Genomic DNA, 17060 nt, shown 5'->3' with positions numbered 1-17060 from the left:
GTGGCGGAAAGCCTCCCAGCTAATCACGACATCCTCTGTCGTGTATTCGGTACAGTTTTCGGATGCGCGCCGACCGGTTGGTGTCGCTGGTGCTGCTGCTGCGCCAGCGCGGTCGGCTGACCGCGGCCGAGCTGGCCGACGAGCTGGAGGTGTCCACCCGCACCGTGTTGCGCGACATCGAGGCGCTGTCCGCGGCCGGTGTCCCGGTCTTCGCCGAACGCGGCCGGCACGGAGGTTTCGCGTTGCTACCTGGGTTTCGGACCGAGCTCACCGGGCTGAACCACGACGAGGCGCTTGCCTTGCTCATCGCCGGATCACGGCGCGGCGCAGAGGCATTCGGCCTCGGCTCGGCGCTTGCTTCGGCGATGCTCAAGGTGGTCGACGCGCTACCGGAAAGCTATCGGGGCACCGCAGCTGACGTGGCCGAGCGATTGCTCATCGATCCGGAGACCGATCTGCTGTCGCGTCGGCTGGTCGCTGAGGAGGTGCCCGGCACCATATTGGCCGAGGTCCGGCGAGCGGTCTTCGCCGGACACAAGCTGCGCATCCACTACGCGGCCCTCGACCAGACCCCGAAGTGGCGCACGGTGGACCCGATCGGCCTGGTAATCGTTCGCGACCAGCTCTACCTGCTGGCCACGAGGTCCGGCGCGGACCGCACGTACCGGCTGTCGCGGGTGCTGGCAGCAAAGGAACTCCCCGAACCGGCACAGCGACCAGACCGGGTCGATCTGGACCGGGCGTGGCAGGAACGCAGCACGCGGTTTCGGACCAGCGGCGACCAAATCGCCGTGCTGGTACGGGTGCACCCGGCGCGGCGGGAGGACCTGGTGAGCACCGCACTGGCGGTCCACACCGAGGAACCCGACGCAAACGGCTGGCTGCGGCTGGAGGTGACCTTCCAAGATTCCCGACACGCCGAATGGGCGCTGTGGCAGCTCACCACGGACGCGGAAGCCGTTGCGCCGCAGTCGTTGCGCACCTCCCTGCGCAACCGCGCCGCCGCGATTGCCACCTGCTACGGAGTGTCATCCTGAGAGTTGTCGCCTTATGCGAGGCCGCCGCCGACGCGATTCGGAACCGTTCCATACTGGTAGGTTCGAGCGCCCCGAACGACGCGTGCGCAACGCACAGCGCTGCGTGGGTTGCCGAGCGTCACGAACGTCCCGCCCCGGAACAAGCGGCCATGCCGGATGGCCGGAAGGCATCGCATGGTGATGTCACCCAGACGCGGAATCACGCCTGTCGGGTGCCGGCGCGATTTGCGCGCCGAAGCGCGACACCGAAACCGTTGAGCCGGAGCATCTGGCCGAAGCCCACGCGGGTCCACTGGTGACAAGATCGCCGGTGCCGTATTGTCTCCGCCGACCTGGAACGCGAGGAGATGCCGATGGCCGATCGTCACCTGGTAGACGTTCATATCCTGCTCGTGCGCGACGACGAACTGCTGCTGACTCAGCGCCGAGGAGATATGTTCGAAGGCAGGTGGCATCTACCGTCGGGCAAACTGGATGCGGGCGAGCCGATCACTGCTGCCGCCATCCGTGAAGCCCATGAGGAAGTCGGCGTGCTCATCGACCCGACCGACCTCCATTTCGTCCACGCGGTACACGCCGCCGGTTCCGGCCCGGAGCCCCGGCTGGGGATGTTCCTTCAGGCACGTCGGTGGGCCGGAGAGCCGGTGAATCGGGAACCAGACAAGTGCGCGGCTGTGCAGTGGTTCCCTATCGACCAGCTGCCCGATGACTTGATCGAGTACCCCGCCGTCGGAATCCACGCATTCCTCGACGGCGGAACGCAGTTCAGCGAGCACGGCTGGAATACACCGGCTGTGGTCGCCGGCGTCAGCATCTAACCGGTGGTGGTGCGCTCATGCTGGGCGCGCGCCAGGTCGACCAGCTTGGCACGGATATAGCTGGTTGGCGCTTCGGCGAGCTGGAGGTTGACCGAGAAGTTGAACTCGTCGCGGGCAAGCATCGACTCGTCGACACCCCCGTCGGTCAAATCCACCGGCGAGTAGTTCAGAAGCTGTTCCGGCTGGTAGCGTCCGGTCTTCATCAGTCGATGCCATTCAGGCGTGCCGGGGTAAGGACGGAACTCGAACACCGACGCACGGAATTGGCCGGGTAGTTGATCGGTGGCCTCCCACAATCGGTGGATCAACTGCTCAGTAGCGTCGATCTCTTCGCGTGTCTCGCCGGGAAATCCGAGGATGAAGTAGCCCTTCACGCCGATGCCGCGTTCGGCAAGGCGGGTCACGACGCTGACCGCCATCTCGGGGGTGATGCGTTTGTCGATGTACTCGAGCATGCGAGCGCTGCCGGACTCGATACCGAGTGCGACTTCGCGTAATCCATTGGACGCCAAGGTATCCAGTGTGGCATCGGCGGCGCGATGCAGTACGTTGATGCGACCGGTGGCATCCCAGCACGCCCAGTCGCCGACTCGTTCAGTGGTGAACGCGCCCATCATCGTGTCGATCACGCGGCGTGCTCCCAGGAAGAGGTCGTCGACGAACCGAAACGCGGTCACTGCGTTGTCTTCACGTAAGCGCACCATCTCATCGATGATGTTGTGCGGGCTGCGGGTGCGGATGGTGATGTCCGGGTTGGCACTGACCGCCGCTCCGCAGAACGAGCAATTGTATGGGCATCCCCGCGCGCCGACCATGTTCGCTTCCCACCGGCCCTGCTCGTAGTGGGGGTCCTGGCACAAGTATGTTCGGTCGACAAACGGCAGCGTATTGATGTCGGGTGCGAGATAGTGGGACGTGCCCGGTATTCCGCCGGTAACCGGTGTCCGCATAATCCGGTCCAGCCACATCACGCCCGGTAAGCGGGATCGGTTGCTGTGATCGTCGAGGAGTTCCGATACTCGGGTCTCTGCTTCGCCGAGGACCAGCGCGGCGCAGCGTGTCATGCGTGGATCGGCGAGGATTTGGCTCGGCATTGCTTTCGCCTGGTGCCCACCAAGCATGACCTTGATTTCGGGGTCTAGACCGGCGGCGACGCGGGCACTGATCTCATAGGTGGGTGCGAGCAGGTTGAATCCTGCCCACCGCGGCCGGGTGGTATTGATGAGGTCGATCGTCTGGTCGACACCCAATCCGTGGGCTTCGGCATCGAGGACCCCGACATTGAATCCCTGCTGTGCGGCGTAAGTGGCGATGTAGCCCATGCCCAGCACAGGAAGTGTGAAGTCGTTGACTCTGGGACGCAGACTGTAGTCGCGAAGCGGTGCGTTGACGAACAGCGCATCCAGTGGGTGGCTCGTGGCGGCTCCAGCGATCAGGTCACGACGGGACCGTTCTGGTGATGTCGGCATTGTTTATCCCCCATGCGAGAGTGAGTAATGTCCACGCGGACAATTGATTTCCCGCCAACTCTTGCCATTGTGCCGCGAACCCGGGCTCATCGTCATGCCACATTCGCTCGGGTGAGAGCCGCCTTGCCCACGTTCGGACAGCGAGATCGGCATACGGATACACGGAGAAATCGTTGGTGAAGTCGGCGACCGCAGCGCCAGCGGTCCACGGCCCGATCCGTGGTACCGCCTGTAAGGCGTCGATCAGCGCGAGGCGGTCAGGGGCGGAACTCGCCATTGCGGTCCAGGCTTCGCCGTGTTCGAGATAAGCCCGAGCAGCGGCCTGAAGCGCGGACCGTTTGAACGCGACCCCGAGTTCGGAGAACGCCTGGTCGGACAACTCGAGGATCGTCTGCGGTCCCGGGAACAGCCATGCTGTGGTGTCACCGTGGCTGACCGGCTGCCCGTAAACGCGGCTGAACAGCAAATACAGCTTGCGGGCCTGCCTGGCCCGGATCACCTGCCGCACAATTGCGGTGGCCAGCGCATCCCACAAGTTCGGATTCGCCAGCCGTGCAACGGGGCCAGCAGCCTTCAACCCGATCAACATGTCATCGGCACCGGCCAGCGCGGCCGGATCGAACTCTTCGAACCGCAACCACCCGTCGCCAGCTCCGCTTTCGGTGACGAGCGTGACGCGGTGACCGTCGGTGACGGCGCGGTGGGTCACGCCCTCGGTCGTCTGAATCCAGCCTGGGTGGTCGAGCATCATCCGTCCGGCGATCATTCGTTGCTCCCTTCACTGGTTTGTGTTCGGTCATCATCGTCGCTTCCCTGCTGTTCGGTGGATTGACCGTGCCGATCGGTGCCTGGGTGGTGTGCCTGGATGTGAGGCAGGATGAGCTTGCCGATCGCGCGGGCGGTGTCGGACGGCCGCCGATGCGTGCAGTCGAACTCGGCAACCGGCCACCCGGTGTGAGCGAGTTCGGCGGCAACTTCGTGGAAGCGGTCGGATTGGATCTGGCTGCTGTCGCTTGCGCGTTCGAATCGATCGTGTGCGCCTCGCGTGCTGAGTCTTGCTGTCAGTGCGCGGACGTCTGCGTGCAGCATCACCGCCAAATCTGGCATACGCACACCATGATTGAGCTGCCATACCGTTTGGGCGTCGACACCATCGAGTGTCTGCAGCACGAGCGAGGACGGCAGATAGCGGTCACAGACCACGACCGTGCCAGAGTCGATCGCCGGGACGATCTCATTGGCAAGTTGATGATGCCGATCACCAGCAACCAAGCACGCCAACGCAATTCCGCGATAGGTGTCGGCCTGCACACGGATAAGATCACCGAGCGCGGTCGGGCTGGGCTGTGCCGTGGCGTGCACACGGACCCCTCGGCGGCGCAGATAGCCGACAAGCTCGCGGCTAATGCTGGACTTGCCAACCCCTCCCGGACCGTCGAGAGTAACTAGCATGCCTGCGCCGGTTGTCGCATCCGCATTTTCGGGTTGCACCTGATGACTCATTGGTTCTTCTCCGTCCATTCCACGGGCGGCTCGCCGATGGTTGCCCCTCGAAAATCACGCGGACACGGCTCCAGATAAAGGCGTTCGTTCGGCAATCGAGGTAGTCCAGCCGCGTCGCCGGGGATCACGGTCACTGCATCTGGGTAGTGGTAAGCGCGCCAGTCCTGCACGAAATACAACGCGGCCGTCAGGCAGGCGGCGAAATCAAGATCCACATCATGGAACTGGACCGAAAGATGAACGTCGTCTTCTTCAGGGCGCGGCGACCGTTGCGGACCCATATCACTACCGCCTGCGCTTCGACCGACAGGCGCGGATGGACTCGATCACGGCCATGCCGGATGGGCGGAACTCGTCGCGTGGAGGGCGCACCCAGACGCGGAATCCCGCCTGCCGGGCACCGGGCGACGGCAACGCGATTTGCGCGCCGAAGCGCGACACCGAAACGTTGAGCCGGAACATCTCGGCGAACAGCCTGTTCTCGTCCGGTACGTCCGGCACGATCAGGAACGTCCACCGTTTCGACCGAGGGTGCGACACGATGGGACCGAGCTGCACACCCTGACTGTGCATATGGCTTTTGACCGCAGCGCCGAGCTGATGCGGCATGGTAATCGCGCCAACTTTGCCCGCAGGCACGATGATGCTTCCGATTTCGGGCTGCACTCGCGCGGGTAGCCCGCACGTCTCCCGATAGAACCGACACCGTGTCGAAGGCGTATCGGCCTGCACCGGCGGCAGCACCTGAGTGTCGTCCAACCCCATCCCCGCGCCTCCCTGCTCGTCATGTGATGAGCATCCGGCGCCGAGGAGCAAGCGCCACCGATCGGCCGCTCACAACTGATCGGTGTGCCGTTGGGCGGCAACGGCACCGACCCGGCACCGGATGCGGGTTCCAGAATCCGGTGACGGAGCGACGTAATACAGGTACGCGGCAGGCATTTTGGTCCTACTCTTCCGGTATTCGACACGCCGAGTGGTGGGTGGGGCCAGCGATGATCGACAAGTGGACTGGCGCAGATGTTCTGGCGCTTCGTACGGCAATGCGGTTGACACAGGAGGAGTTCGCGGCGGCTTGCGGGCGGGCGGTGCGAACGGTCGGGAAGTGGGAGCAGCACGGCAGTAAGGCCGCGCTGAGCCCGCGTTCTTCGGACGTCATGGACACGCTGCTCAACGGTCTAAGCCAGGAGCAGACGTATAGGTTCTACAACGAAGGTGCATCGCTCACGCCTGCGATTGCCACTTGCTCAGCGTCGACCCGCCTACACTCGCCACTGGATGTCGAACTGCGGACGTGGGTCGAGATGAATCGGCGTGAGTTGCTCTCTCTGTTCGGTGGCGTTGCCGGTGGGCTCCCTGCTGTCGCCGCGATCTTGGCGGGTTTGGATCCGGACGAGCAACGTCGAGTCGGCGAAGTGCTCATCCAACCCGACCGTGTGGATGACTTGACCGTCGGTCATATCGAGGCTGCGCTGGATATTGCGCGTTCGCAGAACAACCTCTACGGCCCCCACGCTGTTCTTCCGATGGTCTCCGTTCAGCAGGCGATTACATCCGCACTGCTGCAGCCGGCGCCCAACCATTTGCGGCCGCGGTTGCTGACGCTTCATAGCCGGCTCGCGCAGCTGGCCGGGTGGATGCAGTTCGACCTCTGTGACTTCAACTCTGCGAATTCCAGCTACGAGCAGGCCCGCGAATCCGCGCACGACGCGGGTAACGACGCACTCGTCGCCCTCATCCTGTGCAATCTGAGCTACCTCGCGACCTGGCGTGGGTCTCCTCGGACAGGGATCGATCACGCAGTGGCCGCGCAGAACTGGGCACGAAGCGTTGATGATCGCCTGTTACGCGCCTATGCCGATGACATCGCAGCGTATGCCTACGCCACCACAGGACGGCATGAGGCATGTGTCACGGCACTCGACGCCGCCGATGCCACGCTGGATGACTTTCCGGCCGAAAAGAACTCTGTCGCGTACTTCCATGGGCCGGGTCTTTCACTAGCGTTTCGGAGCGACTGCATGTACAGGCTCGGATCTGCAGCCGAGGCACAGGTTGCGGCCGAATCGTCGCTCGCTCTCATCGGCGAGGGCTTCACACGCAACCGGGCAGTGGCCTACATCGACCTTGCGCATGCCCATATCGCAGGATGGGAAATCGATGAAGCAGCAAAATGTATCGGCAAGGCAGCCCGTCTCGCCACCGAGTGCCGTTCGGACCGGCTAATCGGCATCATCGCTGATGCTCGATCGGACCTCGGTCGGTGGACTGACGCTCTGTGTGTACGCGAGCTCGACCAACTCCTGGCGGACTATGGATTCCCCAGTTCCCGGATGTAGATGTCGAACTCCGGTGATACGAACGCCGGTGTGGTTTGCCGCCCAACCAGCCGCCATCCACCCACTGCCCGGTAGAACGCATGTGAGTCTTCCGCCTGCGGCTGGACTGCCAGCGTCGCACGCTGCTCGGGTCGGCTGTCGAGCAGCATGTTCAGCAGTCGGCGGCCGATGCCATGTCGGCGCGCTGACTCCCGGACGGCGAGATCGATCACCGCGAAGGTCCGTCCCGGCCATTCACGCAGAACATCCGGGGGTACCGGCTGTTGAAATCCTTCCCACCATCCGGTATCGGTCGTCAGCGTGCTTCCGTAGACGAATCCGACTAGACCCCCATCGGATTCGGCTAGAGCGATGCCGAAGCTCGGCGAAGCGCTCATTTTGGCGAGCATCTGCCGATGCCGCTGCGACTCGGTCTCCGGCCAAACAAACGGGGGTGCCGAGAATGCTTCGACATACAGCTCGCAGATCGCATCGAAGTGGTGCCGTGCGTCGTCTGCGGTTCCAATCCGGATCGATGTCGCGTCGTTCATGGACTCGACCATAGATTCGAGCCGACAGACATGAGCAGAGAACTCTAACCTGGGCATCGATCTCGGTGGCAAGCTCGCATGGATCGACCACGAACGGAGAATCACCCATGGCCGAAGACTCCACGTGGGATCACTGGTGGTGGCGACCGGGCTGGAAGCTCGGCAAGTCGTTCTACACCTGGCACGTCACCTTCGATAACGATTCTCCGGCCGCGCAGCTGGTGGAGACCTTCGCGCCGACTCTTTCACAGATCCCGACTATGGATCCCGTTGCCCGCGAAGGATTGCACATCACGATCCAAGGCATCGGATTCACCGATGACGCGACAACAGCAGACGTGCAGAAAATCAGCGGAGCCGCCGCGACCTACCTGTCCCGGCGCGGGCCTTTCGACGCCCTGATCGGACCACCGTCCGTGGACAAGGAAGCGATCGGTCTGCCAATCGCGAACCCGGAGCCCTTCCGGGATATCCGCGACGATCTGCAATTGGCCATCGCCGATGTCTGGGGCGTCGACCAGGTGCCCGAGCGCGGCGACCGCTTCAACCCCCATCTGTCGCTCGCCTACTCCACAGGCGTCGCATCGATGACGAATCTCCGCGGCCTCCTCGCGCGAAATGGTCTGAGCGGCATAGAGGTTGTGCAGCCAGTGGCGGCGGTGTCGCTCATTGCGCTGAACCGGGACAACCATCGATACGAATGGCGCGAGATCACCAAGGTTCCGCTGGGCATACCCTGATCCGGAACGCTGAATCGATCGGAACCCGAGTTGCCCACCTGCTTGGGATCGCGCTGCCTCCCTTCCGGCCCGTGAGCCGGACAGTCGGCGCTCTCACCCCTCGATCCGTGTCTTCCGCAGGCGCAGGACCTTCTCCACACCGAAGAACCGCAGTAGGAAACGTTCCGATGCCGACTGATCATGGGCGACCGATGAGGCGGCGACCAGCTCGGGGTCGGTGACCCGATAGGAAACGCCTTCGTGGATCACCTCGGCGGAACCAGCCGCCACCACATTCCGGAGCCAGTCGGGGGTGGTGCCGTAGGGCAGGGAGATAAGGAAGTCGTCTCCGGCTTCGGTGATGCCGACCGGTGTCTCGTAGGCGTTGCCGCTGGACCTGCCCGTGTGGCGGATCACCGAGGCAGAGGCGCCGGGCCGACCGGCGGTCTTCATGGCGCGCGGGTTCGTGACGCGGCGGTTGAAGCGGCGGACCACCGTGAGGCCGGGAGCGTAGCCCGTGCGGATCACCACCACCAGGAAGAGGCACCAAGCCAGGGCCAGCGCCACCGGCGTGCCCGCGCCTATCGCGATCCATATCCACATGGTCACGCCAATCTCTTACATTGTAAGTCCGGTATTGCAAGGGAAGCATTACAACGTAAGGCTGTCAAGAGCGCGGTAACCGATTTCGGCACCGCCTGTGGCCCACGCACGTAACCGCGCCCGGTATCGGCGTCGAAGGAAGACTGGACCTACCTGGGATGGCTGAATCGGTCAGAAGCCGAGCTTGCCCAGCTGTTTCGGATCGCGCTGCCAGTCCTTCGCTACCTTCACATGCAGATTCAGGTAGATGCGCGTGCCGAGGATGTGTTCGATCTGCTTGCGGGCGTTGGTGCCGACTTCCTTCAGTCGGGAGCCGCCCTTGCCGATGACGATGGCTTTCTGGCTGGGGCGTTCGACGTAGAGCAGGGCGTGGACGTCGAGCATGTCCTCGCGGTCCTCGTAGGGTAGGACTTCCTCGATGACGACGGCCAGCGAGTGCGGCAGTTCGTCGCGGACGCCTTCGAGTGCGGCCTCGCGGATGAGCTCGGCCATCAGGGTTTCCTCGGGCTCGTCGGTGAGCTCGCCGTCAGGGTAGAAGGCCGGGCCCTCCGGCATCTTCGAGGCGATCACGTCGACCAGGACCTCGACCTGCTCGCCCTTGACCGCCGACACCGGCACCACGTCGGCGTCCGGGCCGAGCAGCTGGGAGACCGCGAGAAGTTGCTCGGCGATCTGATCGCGGCTCACCTTGTCGATCTTGGTGACCACGCCGAGCAGCGTGGTCTTCGGCGCCATCTGCTTGACCTGCTGCACGATCCAGCGGTCGCCGGGGCCGATCTTCTCGTCGGCCGGGATGCACAGCGCGATCACGTCGACTTCCGAATACGTATCCCGCACAAGGTCGTTCAGGCGCTGGCCGAGCAGTGTGCGCGGACGGTGCAGGCCGGGAGTGTCGACCAGGATCAACTGGGCGTGCTCGCGGTGCACGATGCCGCGAATGGTGTGCCTGGTGGTCTGCGGACGCGAGGACGTGATCGCGATCTTCGCACCGACCAGCGCGTTGGTCAGCGTCGACTTGCCGGTGTTCGGACGGCCGACGAAACAGACGAAGCCGGAACGGAATTCGTCTCGGCGGGCATTCGATCGATCACCCACCGTGCACCTCGCCCGAGTCCGCGGTCACCGCGTCGGCGGCGTCGGCCGAATCGTCGACGACCTCGAACACCGCGCCGTCGCGGTCGGTGAAGATGATCCGCGCCTCCGCCGACACCTCACGCACCGCGGTGACACCGAAGTCGGACAACCGCCCGCCGACCACCGCGGCGGCCTCGAATCCCTCCGCGCCGCTGGAGAGCGCGGCGGCCACCGCGGCTTGCAGCGCCGTCAGCCGCAGCGCGGTCAGGTTCACTTCCCCTGCGGCGTAGGTGCGTCCGTCCGTGTCGCGGATGGCCGCGCCACTCGCCCCGCCGGTGCGGGCGAGCGCCCCGCGGGCCAGCACGACCAGCTTGTTGTCCTCGGCGTCCAGTTCGGTCATTCGGTGTCTCCGTCCTCGTCGCGATCGGCCGCGGTCTCCCGCTCCGATCCATCGGCCTTGCGCTTGCCATTGGGATTGTCGCCGTTGGTCGTGCCGGCCGGGACCTTCTCACGCGCTTTGCGGACCACCACGGTGTTCACCCGCATCCGTCCTCGCGCGTCCGCGCCGCCTTCGCCGCGCAGCACCAGCCCGTGCACCTCGACCTTCGAACCGGGCAGCGGCACCCGCCCGAGTTCGTGGGCCATCAGGCCGCCGACGGTGTCGACGTCCTCTTCCTCGATCTCCAGCCCGTACAGCTCGCCGAGGTCCTCCACCGACAGCCGGGCCGACACCCGGTAGCGCCCGTCGCCGAGGTCTTCGATGGGCGGGGTCTCGTCAGTGTCGTACTCGTCGGCGATCTCACCGACGATCTCCTCGAGCACATCCTCGATGGTCACCAATCCCGCGATGCCGCCGTACTCGTCCACCAGCAGTGCCATGTGGTTGCGCCTGCGCTGCATCTCATCGAGCAGGCTGTCCAGCGGCTTGCTGTCAGGCATGAACACCGCGGACCGCATCACCTGGCGCACCCGCACCTTGCGGCTTCGATCCGCGTACGGCACAAGGTCTTTCAGGTAGACCACGCCGAGGATGTCGTCGACGTTCTCGCCGATCACCGGGATGCGCGAGTGCCCGGAGCGCACCGCGAGCGACATCGCCTGCGCCGCGGTCTTGTCCGCCTCGATCCAGACCATCTCGGTGCGCGGCACCATCACCGCGCGGGCGGGGGTGTCGCCGAGTTCGAAGACCGACTGGATCATCCTGCGTTCGTCGTCGGCCACCACGCCGCGCTCACCGGCCATCTCGACCACTTCGCGCAGCTCGATCTCGGAGGCGAAGGGGCCGTTGCGGAAACCTTTGCCGGGCGTGATCGCGTTGCCGAGCAGAATCAGCAACCGGCTGAGCGGGCCGAGCAGCGCGCCGATGAACTGCAGCGGCAGCGCGGCGGCCAGCGCGATCGTGTACGCGTGCTGCCGTCCCAGCGTGCGCGGACCGACCCCGATCACCACATAGGACACCAGCACCATCACCACCGCGGTGATCAGCAGCGCCCAATTCTCCGCCCAGACCGTGATCAGCCCCGCCACCAGCAGCACCGTGGCGCCGATCTCGCACAGAATCCGCAGCAGCACCATGAGATTCACGTAGCGCGCCCGGTCGGCGACGATCCGGCTCAGCCGCACGGCACCCGGCCGGTCGGCTCGGACCATGTCGTCGACGCGGGCGGGCGAGATGGTGTTCAGCGCGGAGTCGACACCGGCGAACACCCCACCCACCGAGATGAGCAGGACCGCCAGTAGAACGAGGGTCAGGGAATTCACGCGTGATCCAGGGAATCACCTGGTGTGGTGAAGCCCGCCTTACCCAGCAACCGCGCGTCACGTTCGGCGAGTTCGGCCCGCCGCCGCGCTTCCCGCAGGCTCTCGTACCACTCTTCGAGCAGCCGGGCCTGCAACGCGAACATCTCCTTCTCCTCCTCCGGCTCGGCATGGTCGTAGCCGAGCAGGTGGAGCACGCCGTGCACGGTGAGCAGCGCCAGTTCGTGGTCGAGCGAATGACCCGCCTTGCGCGCCTGGCCGGCGGCGAACTCGGGGCACAACACGATGTCGCCCAGCATGGACGGGCCCGGCTCGGGGCTGTCGGGCCGTCCGCCCGGCTCGAGTTCGTCCATCGGGAAGGACATGACGTCAGTCGGGCCGGGCAGATCCATCCAGCGCATGTGCAGGTCGGCCATGGTATCGAGATCGACGAGCACCATCGACAGCTCCGCCGCCGGGTGCACGTCCATCCGGGCGATCACGAACCGCGCGACGCTGACCAGCTCTTCTTCGGGTACGTCGATACCCGACTCGTTGGCGATCTCGATGCTCACCCGAATAGCCTACGATCCCGGCGATCGCGTCGGCGGAGCGGAGCCCCGCCCGGCGGAACGCGTTACCGGCGATCCGCCCGGCTCGCGGCGCGCCGCTGCGCCCGGTTGCCGCCGTAATGTGGCGCGACCGGCGGACGCGTCTCGGCCTCGGCCCGGTCGTAGGCGTCGACGATGTCCGAAACCAACCGGTGGCGGACCACGTCGCTGCTGGTGAGCTCGGCGAAGTGGATGTCCTCGATGTCGACCAAGATCTCGCTGGCCATGCGCAGACCCGACCGCGCGCCGGTGGGCAGGTCGACCTGGGTGACGTCACCGGTGACCACGATCTTCGAGCCGAATCCGAGCCGGGTGAGGAACATCTTCATCTGCTCGGCGGTGGTGTTCTGCGCCTCGTCGAGGATGATGAACGAGTCGTTGAGCGTCCGGCCGCGCATGTACGCCAGCGGCGCGACCTCGATGACACCGGCCGCCATCAGCTTCGGAATGGCCTCCGGGTCCATCATGTCGTGCAGCGCGTCGTAGAGCGGGCGCAGGTACGGGTCGATCTTCTCGTTCAGCGTGCCGGGCAGGAAGCCGAGCCGCTCCCCCGCCTCCACCGCGGGCCTGGTGAGGATGATCCGGTTGACCAGCTTGGATTGCAGCGCCTGGACCGCCTTGGCCATCGCCAGATAGGTCTTGCCGGTACCGGCGGGACCGATGCCGAACACGACGGTGTTGGCGTCGATCGCGTCGACGTAGCGCTTCTGGTTGAGCGTCTTGGGCCGGATGGTCCTGCCGCGCCGGGACAGGATGTCCAGGCTGAGCACTTCCGCCGGGGACTCGCTGGTGCCCTCGGTGAGCATCGACACGGTGTGCCGCACCGCCTCGGGCGTCACCACGCGATTGCGGCCGGTCAGCGCGACCAACTGCTCGATGACCCGCTCGGCGAGCGCGACGTCGGCCGCCTTGCCGGTGAGGGTGACGGAATTGCCGCGGACGTGGATGTCCGCGTCGAGCAGGGATTCGAGTTCACGCAGATTCTGGTCGGCCGAACCGAGGAAGGGGAACACGGATTCCGGAGCGAGTTCGATACTCGAACGCACGGTGCGCGCTGCGGGACCCGAACCGTTGTCGCCGGCGCCGATGCTTGCCGCAGGGGTACTCGGGTCGCCGATGTCGCCTTGTGCTGTCAAAAGTGGCTATAGCCTGCTTTCCGGTCTCGACTGCTGTGGTATTGAGGATAGTTTAACGCGGGCCACCGACACCGCCCATTGATTCCTCCTCACCCTGAAGTGGAGGGTGGGGATTCCTGGCTCATGCTGCCTGATCGCTCGGCGAGCGCCCGGGTCTTGCGCAATCAGCACCAGCAGGGGTGAAACCAGCCCTGTTCAACATCACATGTGCGGAGTTCTTGTCCCTAGGGGCGGAGTGTCCGCAGTCTTCGCACCGGTAGGTGCGTTCGGATAACAGGAGGCGGTGCTTGGCTCTCGCACCACACATCCTGCAATCCATCGTCGAGTACGCGGGCTGTACCAGCCGTACATCCCGGCCGTGCTTACGGCCCATCTCGAGCAGCGCCGTCTTCGTCGCGCCGATCGCGGCGTCGGCCGCCTTCCGCGCCATCGTGGACTTGGCCAGGAACCTCGGTTTGAAGTCCTCCACCGCGAGCTGGTCGAAATCGGTCACGACCGCTTTGGCCCATTTGCGTGCAGTGTCGACCCGCTGCCTGGAGACCTTCTTGTGCAGTTTCGCGGCCCGTCTTTTCACGGCCCGGTAGCCGTTCGACCCCCGCTGCCCGCGTTGCGGCTTGCGACGGGCCATCATCCGCTGGTAGCGGGCCAGTTTCGTCGCCGCCTTCTTCCCATGGTCGGGGTGCCGGAGATCGTGGGCGTCGCTGGTGGTCGTCGCGATCTCTTTGACGCCCCAGTCGATCCCGATGGCACGCCCGGTCGCTGGGAGCGGCTGTCGGACGGCTGCGGTGACGAACGAGGCATACCAGTGGCCGATGCTGTCGCGGTAAATCCGGACGCTGGAGGGCGCGGCGGGCAGCTCCCGCGAACACACCACCCGCGCCACTACTCCGCCCGCAAGATACAGCCGCCCATCCTTCAACCGGAATCCACGCAGCGTGTAGTTCAGGGTCGGGTTGGTGAGGTCCTTCTTCTTGAAGCGTGGCATACCAGCCCGACGCCGTTGCGGGACACGGTCTTTGATGTCCTTCAGCGCTTTCGCGCGGGAGCGGCCGAAGTCGCGGATGATCTGTTGCTGCGGGACCGACGCCCCGGCTGAGAGCCAATTGTGCTCGCTACGCCAGCCGGTCAATCTCTTGTCGAGGACAGCGGGGCCGATCTTCTCGTCATTGCTGTGAGCTTGCCGGGATTCGGCGACGCACTGATTCCACACCCATCGGCACCGGTCCCACTCGGCCAGCAACGCGCGCCGCGCGACGGCGGACAGCCGCAGACGGTACGTGCACCGTGCGCTCCCCACCCCGACCTCGCTCACACGTTCGACATTAGCATTGGTTACATGGGCACAACGAGCGACTTCCGCGCAGGTCGGCAGGTCGCGTACACCGTGCATGCACATTCGGCCTTCGTCACGAAATACCGGCATCCGGTGCTCGGCCGCCCCGCATGACCGGCGTGCATCGGTGCGTAGCTGACGCGCTTCCTCCCCGCGCCAAAGGGCGGGCATTCCCGCTACGTTTGCTCGGTGACCCGGCCGTAGACACTGGCAGCGGGGCTCGGTGACGTAGGGCCTTACCAGCGTGATGTGAGAGCGCCCAGCGCGCCGAGAGCGACCGCGGCCGCCGTGGACGTACGCAAAACCGTCGGGCCGAGCAAGGTTACGTTCGCGCCAGCGTCGGCCAAGGCCGCCAGCTCCGCATCGTCCAGCCCGCCTTCGGGGCCGACCACGAGGATGATCTCGGCGGCCGCGGCGAAGGGCAGTTCGGTGAAGCGGGCGGTGCCGGATTCGTGCAGCGCCGCGACGATCGCGCCGTCCGTCTTCGCCTTCCGGACCAGCTCCAGCAAGTCCTTGGTGCGATGCAGGTCGGCGACCTCGGGGATGTAGGCGCGGCGGGACTGACGGGCGGCCGAGCGGGCCGCTGCACGCCACTTGTCGACCGCCTTGGCCGCCTTGCCTTCCCAGTTGGCGACACAGCGGGCCGCCTGCCACGGGATGACGGCGTCCGCGCCCGCCTCGGTCATCAGCTCTACCGCGAGTTCCGAACGGTCGGATTTGGGCAACGCCTGCACCACGGTCACCAGCGGGGCCGGGCGCGCGGCCAGCACCCGGTCGCGCACCGCCAATTCGAGCCGGTCACGTTGTGCCGCAATGACTTCCGACTCGGCCAGCACACCGCGGCCGTCGGAGAGCGTGATCGGCTCGCCGACCCGGATGCGGCGCACCGTGGCGGCATGCCTGCCCTCCGGGCCGTCGAGCACCGCGATCGCGCCCGGCTCGGGCACCTCGTCGAGGTAGAAGACGGTCGCGGCCACCTAACGCCCGCTGAACGACGCGCGCAGCCGCGCGAACAACCCGCTGTTGTGCTCGGACTGCGCCGACATCACCTCGGCGCGTTCGCGATCGCGCATCCCCTTGAACTTGCGCAGCAGCTCGGTCTGCTTACCGTCCAGCTTGGCCGGGATCACGATGTCCAGGTGCGCGAGCAGGTCACCGCGCGCGCCCGAGCGCAGGCGCGGCATGCCGTGACCACGCAGCACCGAGATCTCCCCGGGCTGGGTGCCCGCCGGAATGGTCAGCTCGGTCGGGCCGTCCAGGATGGTGTCGATCACGACGGTGGTGCCCAGTGCCGCGTCGACCATCGGCACCCGGATGGTGCAGTGCAAGTCGTCACCGTCGCGGACGAACACGTCGTGCGGCTGCTCCACGATCTCGACGTACAAGTCACCCGCGTGGCCGCCACCGGGACCGACCTCGCCCTGCGCGGCCAACCGCACCCGCATGCCGTTCGCGACGCCGGCCGGAATCGGCGCGGCGATCTCCCGGCGCGCCCGCACCCGGCCGTCACCGCCGCACTTCTGGCACGGGTCCGGGATGGTCTCACCGGCGCCGCGGCAGGTCGGGCATGGACGCGAGGTCAGCACCTGGCCGAGGAAGGAACGCTGCACGGACTGGACTTCGCCTGCGCCGCCGCACGTTTCGCAGCGCACCGGCCTGGATTTGCCGTTCGTGCCCGAGCCCTGGCACAGGTCGCACAAGATCGCGGTGTCCACGGTCAGGTGCTTGGTCACGCCCACCGCGCACTCGGCCAGGCTCAGCCGGGTGCGGATCAGCGAGTCGGCGCCCGGCTGGACACGACCGCGCGGCTTGCGCGTGCTGGTCGATCCGCTCATACCGCCGAAGAACGCCTCGAACACGTCGCCGAGCCCGCCGAAGCCCGCGCCGCTGAAGCCCGCGCCACCGGCACCGGCGGATTCCAGCGGATCACCGCCCATGTCGACGATGCGCCGCTTCTCCGGATCCGACAGCACCTCATAGGCGGCCGACACTTCCTTGAACTTGGCCTGCGCCGTCTCGTCCGGGTTGACGTCGGGGTGGAGCTCACGCGCCAGCTTGCGGTATGCCCGCTTGAGTTCCTGGTCGGTCGCGTTCTTCGCGACGCCGAGCAGTCCGTAGTAGTCCCGTGCCACTTGAGTTCTCTAGTCCTTG

At 65.7% G+C, this 17060-nt stretch carries 19 protein-coding genes; 4 read left to right on the top strand and 15 right to left on the bottom strand.

Features of this window, described 5'->3' with window-relative positions; translation table 11 throughout:
* Window positions 1-62 precede the first annotated feature (62 nt).
* On the top strand, window positions 63-1037 hold the full coding sequence (locus tag IU459_RS28540; protein WP_195132675.1) for a helix-turn-helix transcriptional regulator: 975 nt from the start codon (window positions 63-65) through the stop codon (window positions 1035-1037).
* 353 nt (window positions 1038-1390) lie between these two features.
* Window positions 1391-1855 carry an NUDIX hydrolase gene (locus tag IU459_RS28535; RefSeq protein WP_195132674.1) on the top strand — a complete coding sequence of 155 codons (465 nt, stop codon included), beginning with the start codon at window positions 1391-1393 and terminating at the stop codon, window positions 1853-1855.
* Here the strand turns inward: IU459_RS28535 and IU459_RS28530 are convergent.
* The 5 genes from IU459_RS28530 to IU459_RS28510 are packed head-to-tail and all read right to left on the bottom strand — an operon-like array spanning window position 1852 to window position 5592.
* Complete coding sequence (locus IU459_RS28530) at window positions 1852-3324, bottom strand: B12-binding domain-containing radical SAM protein (protein ID WP_195132673.1); 1473 nt, start codon at window positions 3322-3324, stop codon at window positions 1852-1854. The two genes, IU459_RS28535 and IU459_RS28530, sit on opposite strands and share 4 nt — an antisense overlap.
* On the bottom strand, window positions 3293-4090 hold the full coding sequence (locus IU459_RS28525) for a hypothetical protein (protein ID WP_228838653.1): 798 nt from the start codon (window positions 4088-4090) through the stop codon (window positions 3293-3295). The genes IU459_RS28530 and IU459_RS28525 overlap by 32 nt, the downstream gene beginning before the upstream one ends.
* Entirely contained in the window at window positions 4087-4827 is a 741-nt protein-coding gene (gene tmk / locus IU459_RS28520; protein WP_195132672.1) for a dTMP kinase, read from the bottom strand. The genes IU459_RS28525 and tmk overlap by 4 nt, the downstream gene beginning before the upstream one ends.
* Window positions 4824-5108 carry a hypothetical protein gene (locus IU459_RS28515; protein WP_195132671.1) on the bottom strand — a complete coding sequence of 95 codons (285 nt, stop codon included), beginning with the start codon at window positions 5106-5108 and terminating at the stop codon, window positions 4824-4826. Before IU459_RS28515 ends, tmk begins: the two co-directional genes overlap by 4 nt.
* A gap of 4 nt (window positions 5109-5112) precedes the next feature.
* Window positions 5113-5592 (bottom strand): DNA-directed RNA polymerase subunit beta, encoded by a 480-nt coding sequence (locus tag IU459_RS28510; RefSeq protein ID WP_195132670.1) that lies wholly within the window; start codon window positions 5590-5592, stop codon window positions 5113-5115.
* A 230-nt stretch (window positions 5593-5822) separates the two neighbouring features.
* On the opposite strand from IU459_RS28510, the gene IU459_RS28505 reads away from it, so the two are divergent.
* Window positions 5823-7166: a helix-turn-helix domain-containing protein gene (locus IU459_RS28505; protein WP_195132669.1), complete on the top strand. Its 1344-nt coding sequence runs from the start codon at window positions 5823-5825 to the stop codon at window positions 7164-7166.
* On the opposite strand, the gene IU459_RS28500 is transcribed toward IU459_RS28505, so the two are convergent.
* Window positions 7139-7696, bottom strand: coding sequence for a GNAT family N-acetyltransferase (locus tag IU459_RS28500; RefSeq protein WP_195132668.1), 558 nt, complete (start codon window positions 7694-7696; stop codon window positions 7139-7141). The genes IU459_RS28505 and IU459_RS28500 overlap by 28 nt on opposite strands.
* Before the next feature lie 107 nt (window positions 7697-7803).
* Between IU459_RS28500 and IU459_RS28495 the strand changes: the two genes are divergently transcribed.
* Window positions 7804-8436: a 2'-5' RNA ligase family protein gene (locus IU459_RS28495; protein ID WP_195132667.1), complete on the top strand. Its 633-nt coding sequence runs from the start codon at window positions 7804-7806 to the stop codon at window positions 8434-8436.
* Window positions 8437-8529: 93 nt separating this feature from the next.
* Here IU459_RS28495 and IU459_RS28490 read toward each other — a convergent pair whose 3' ends face one another.
* From IU459_RS28490 to dnaJ, 9 genes are all read right to left on the bottom strand, one after another.
* A complete protein-coding gene (locus IU459_RS28490) occupies window positions 8530-9018 on the bottom strand; it encodes a nitroreductase/quinone reductase family protein (RefSeq protein ID WP_228838664.1) in 489 nt (162 codons plus the stop codon).
* A 171-nt stretch (window positions 9019-9189) separates the two neighbouring features.
* The gene (era, locus tag IU459_RS28485; RefSeq protein WP_195132665.1) at window positions 9190-10113 is read right to left on the bottom strand and encodes a GTPase Era; all 924 of its coding nucleotides are present in this window, start codon (window positions 10111-10113) and stop codon (window positions 9190-9192) included.
* Entirely contained in the window at window positions 10106-10492 is a 387-nt protein-coding gene (locus IU459_RS28480; protein ID WP_195132664.1) for a cytidine deaminase, read from the bottom strand. Before IU459_RS28480 ends, era begins: the two co-directional genes overlap by 8 nt.
* Window positions 10489-11853 (bottom strand): hemolysin family protein, encoded by a 1365-nt coding sequence (locus IU459_RS28475; RefSeq protein ID WP_195132663.1) that lies wholly within the window; start codon window positions 11851-11853, stop codon window positions 10489-10491. The genes IU459_RS28480 and IU459_RS28475 overlap by 4 nt, the downstream gene beginning before the upstream one ends.
* On the bottom strand, window positions 11850-12404 hold the full coding sequence (gene ybeY / locus IU459_RS28470; protein WP_040775983.1) for an rRNA maturation RNase YbeY: 555 nt from the start codon (window positions 12402-12404) through the stop codon (window positions 11850-11852). The genes IU459_RS28475 and ybeY overlap by 4 nt, the downstream gene beginning before the upstream one ends.
* Window positions 12405-12466: 62 nt before the next feature.
* A complete protein-coding gene (locus IU459_RS28465) occupies window positions 12467-13528 on the bottom strand; it encodes a PhoH family protein (RefSeq protein ID WP_195132708.1) in 1062 nt (353 codons plus the stop codon).
* Window positions 13529-13697: 169 nt separating this feature from the next.
* Window positions 13698-14888, bottom strand: a complete 1191-nt coding sequence (locus IU459_RS28460) for an RNA-guided endonuclease InsQ/TnpB family protein (protein WP_195132662.1) — start codon at window positions 14886-14888, stop codon at window positions 13698-13700.
* A 257-nt stretch (window positions 14889-15145) separates the two neighbouring features.
* The gene (locus IU459_RS28455; protein WP_195132661.1) at window positions 15146-15886 is read right to left on the bottom strand and encodes a 16S rRNA (uracil(1498)-N(3))-methyltransferase; all 741 of its coding nucleotides are present in this window, start codon (window positions 15884-15886) and stop codon (window positions 15146-15148) included.
* Window positions 15887-17041, bottom strand: a complete 1155-nt coding sequence (gene dnaJ / locus IU459_RS28450) for a molecular chaperone DnaJ (protein WP_195132660.1) — start codon at window positions 17039-17041, stop codon at window positions 15887-15889.
* Window positions 17042-17060 lie beyond the last annotated feature (19 nt).

The sequence above is a fragment of the Nocardia amamiensis genome, from assembly GCF_015477605.1.
GTDB lineage: Bacteria > Actinomycetota > Actinomycetes > Mycobacteriales > Mycobacteriaceae > Nocardia > Nocardia amamiensis_A.
The sequence above is the reverse complement of the archived record's forward strand: the minus strand, read 5'-3'. Positions and strand labels throughout refer to the sequence as shown.

Bases quoted from the DNA above. Each gene is read 5' to 3' on its own strand.
- IU459_RS28540 (WP_195132675.1), top strand. From the start codon at position 63: ATGCGCGCCGACCGGTTGGTGTCGCTGGTGCTGCTGCTGCGCCAGCGC.
- IU459_RS28535 (WP_195132674.1), top strand. From the start codon at position 1,391: ATGGCCGATCGTCACCTGGTAGACGTTCATATCCTGCTCGTGCGCGAC.
- IU459_RS28530 (WP_195132673.1), bottom strand. From the start codon at position 3,324: ATGCCGACATCACCAGAACGGTCCCGTCGTGACCTGATCGCTGGAGCC.
- IU459_RS28525 (WP_228838653.1), bottom strand. From the start codon at position 4,090: ATGATCGCCGGACGGATGATGCTCGACCACCCAGGCTGGATTCAGACG.
- tmk (WP_195132672.1), bottom strand. From the start codon at position 4,827: ATGAGTCATCAGGTGCAACCCGAAAATGCGGATGCGACAACCGGCGCA.
- IU459_RS28515 (WP_195132671.1), bottom strand. From the start codon at position 5,108: ATGGGTCCGCAACGGTCGCCGCGCCCTGAAGAAGACGACGTTCATCTT.
- IU459_RS28510 (WP_195132670.1), bottom strand. From the start codon at position 5,592: ATGGGGTTGGACGACACTCAGGTGCTGCCGCCGGTGCAGGCCGATACG.
- IU459_RS28505 (WP_195132669.1), top strand. From the start codon at position 5,823: ATGATCGACAAGTGGACTGGCGCAGATGTTCTGGCGCTTCGTACGGCA.
- IU459_RS28500 (WP_195132668.1), bottom strand. From the start codon at position 7,696: ATGAACGACGCGACATCGATCCGGATTGGAACCGCAGACGACGCACGG.
- IU459_RS28495 (WP_195132667.1), top strand. From the start codon at position 7,804: ATGGCCGAAGACTCCACGTGGGATCACTGGTGGTGGCGACCGGGCTGG.
- IU459_RS28490 (WP_228838664.1), bottom strand. From the start codon at position 9,018: ATGTGGATATGGATCGCGATAGGCGCGGGCACGCCGGTGGCGCTGGCC.
- IU459_RS28480 (WP_195132664.1), bottom strand. From the start codon at position 10,492: ATGACCGAACTGGACGCCGAGGACAACAAGCTGGTCGTGCTGGCCCGC.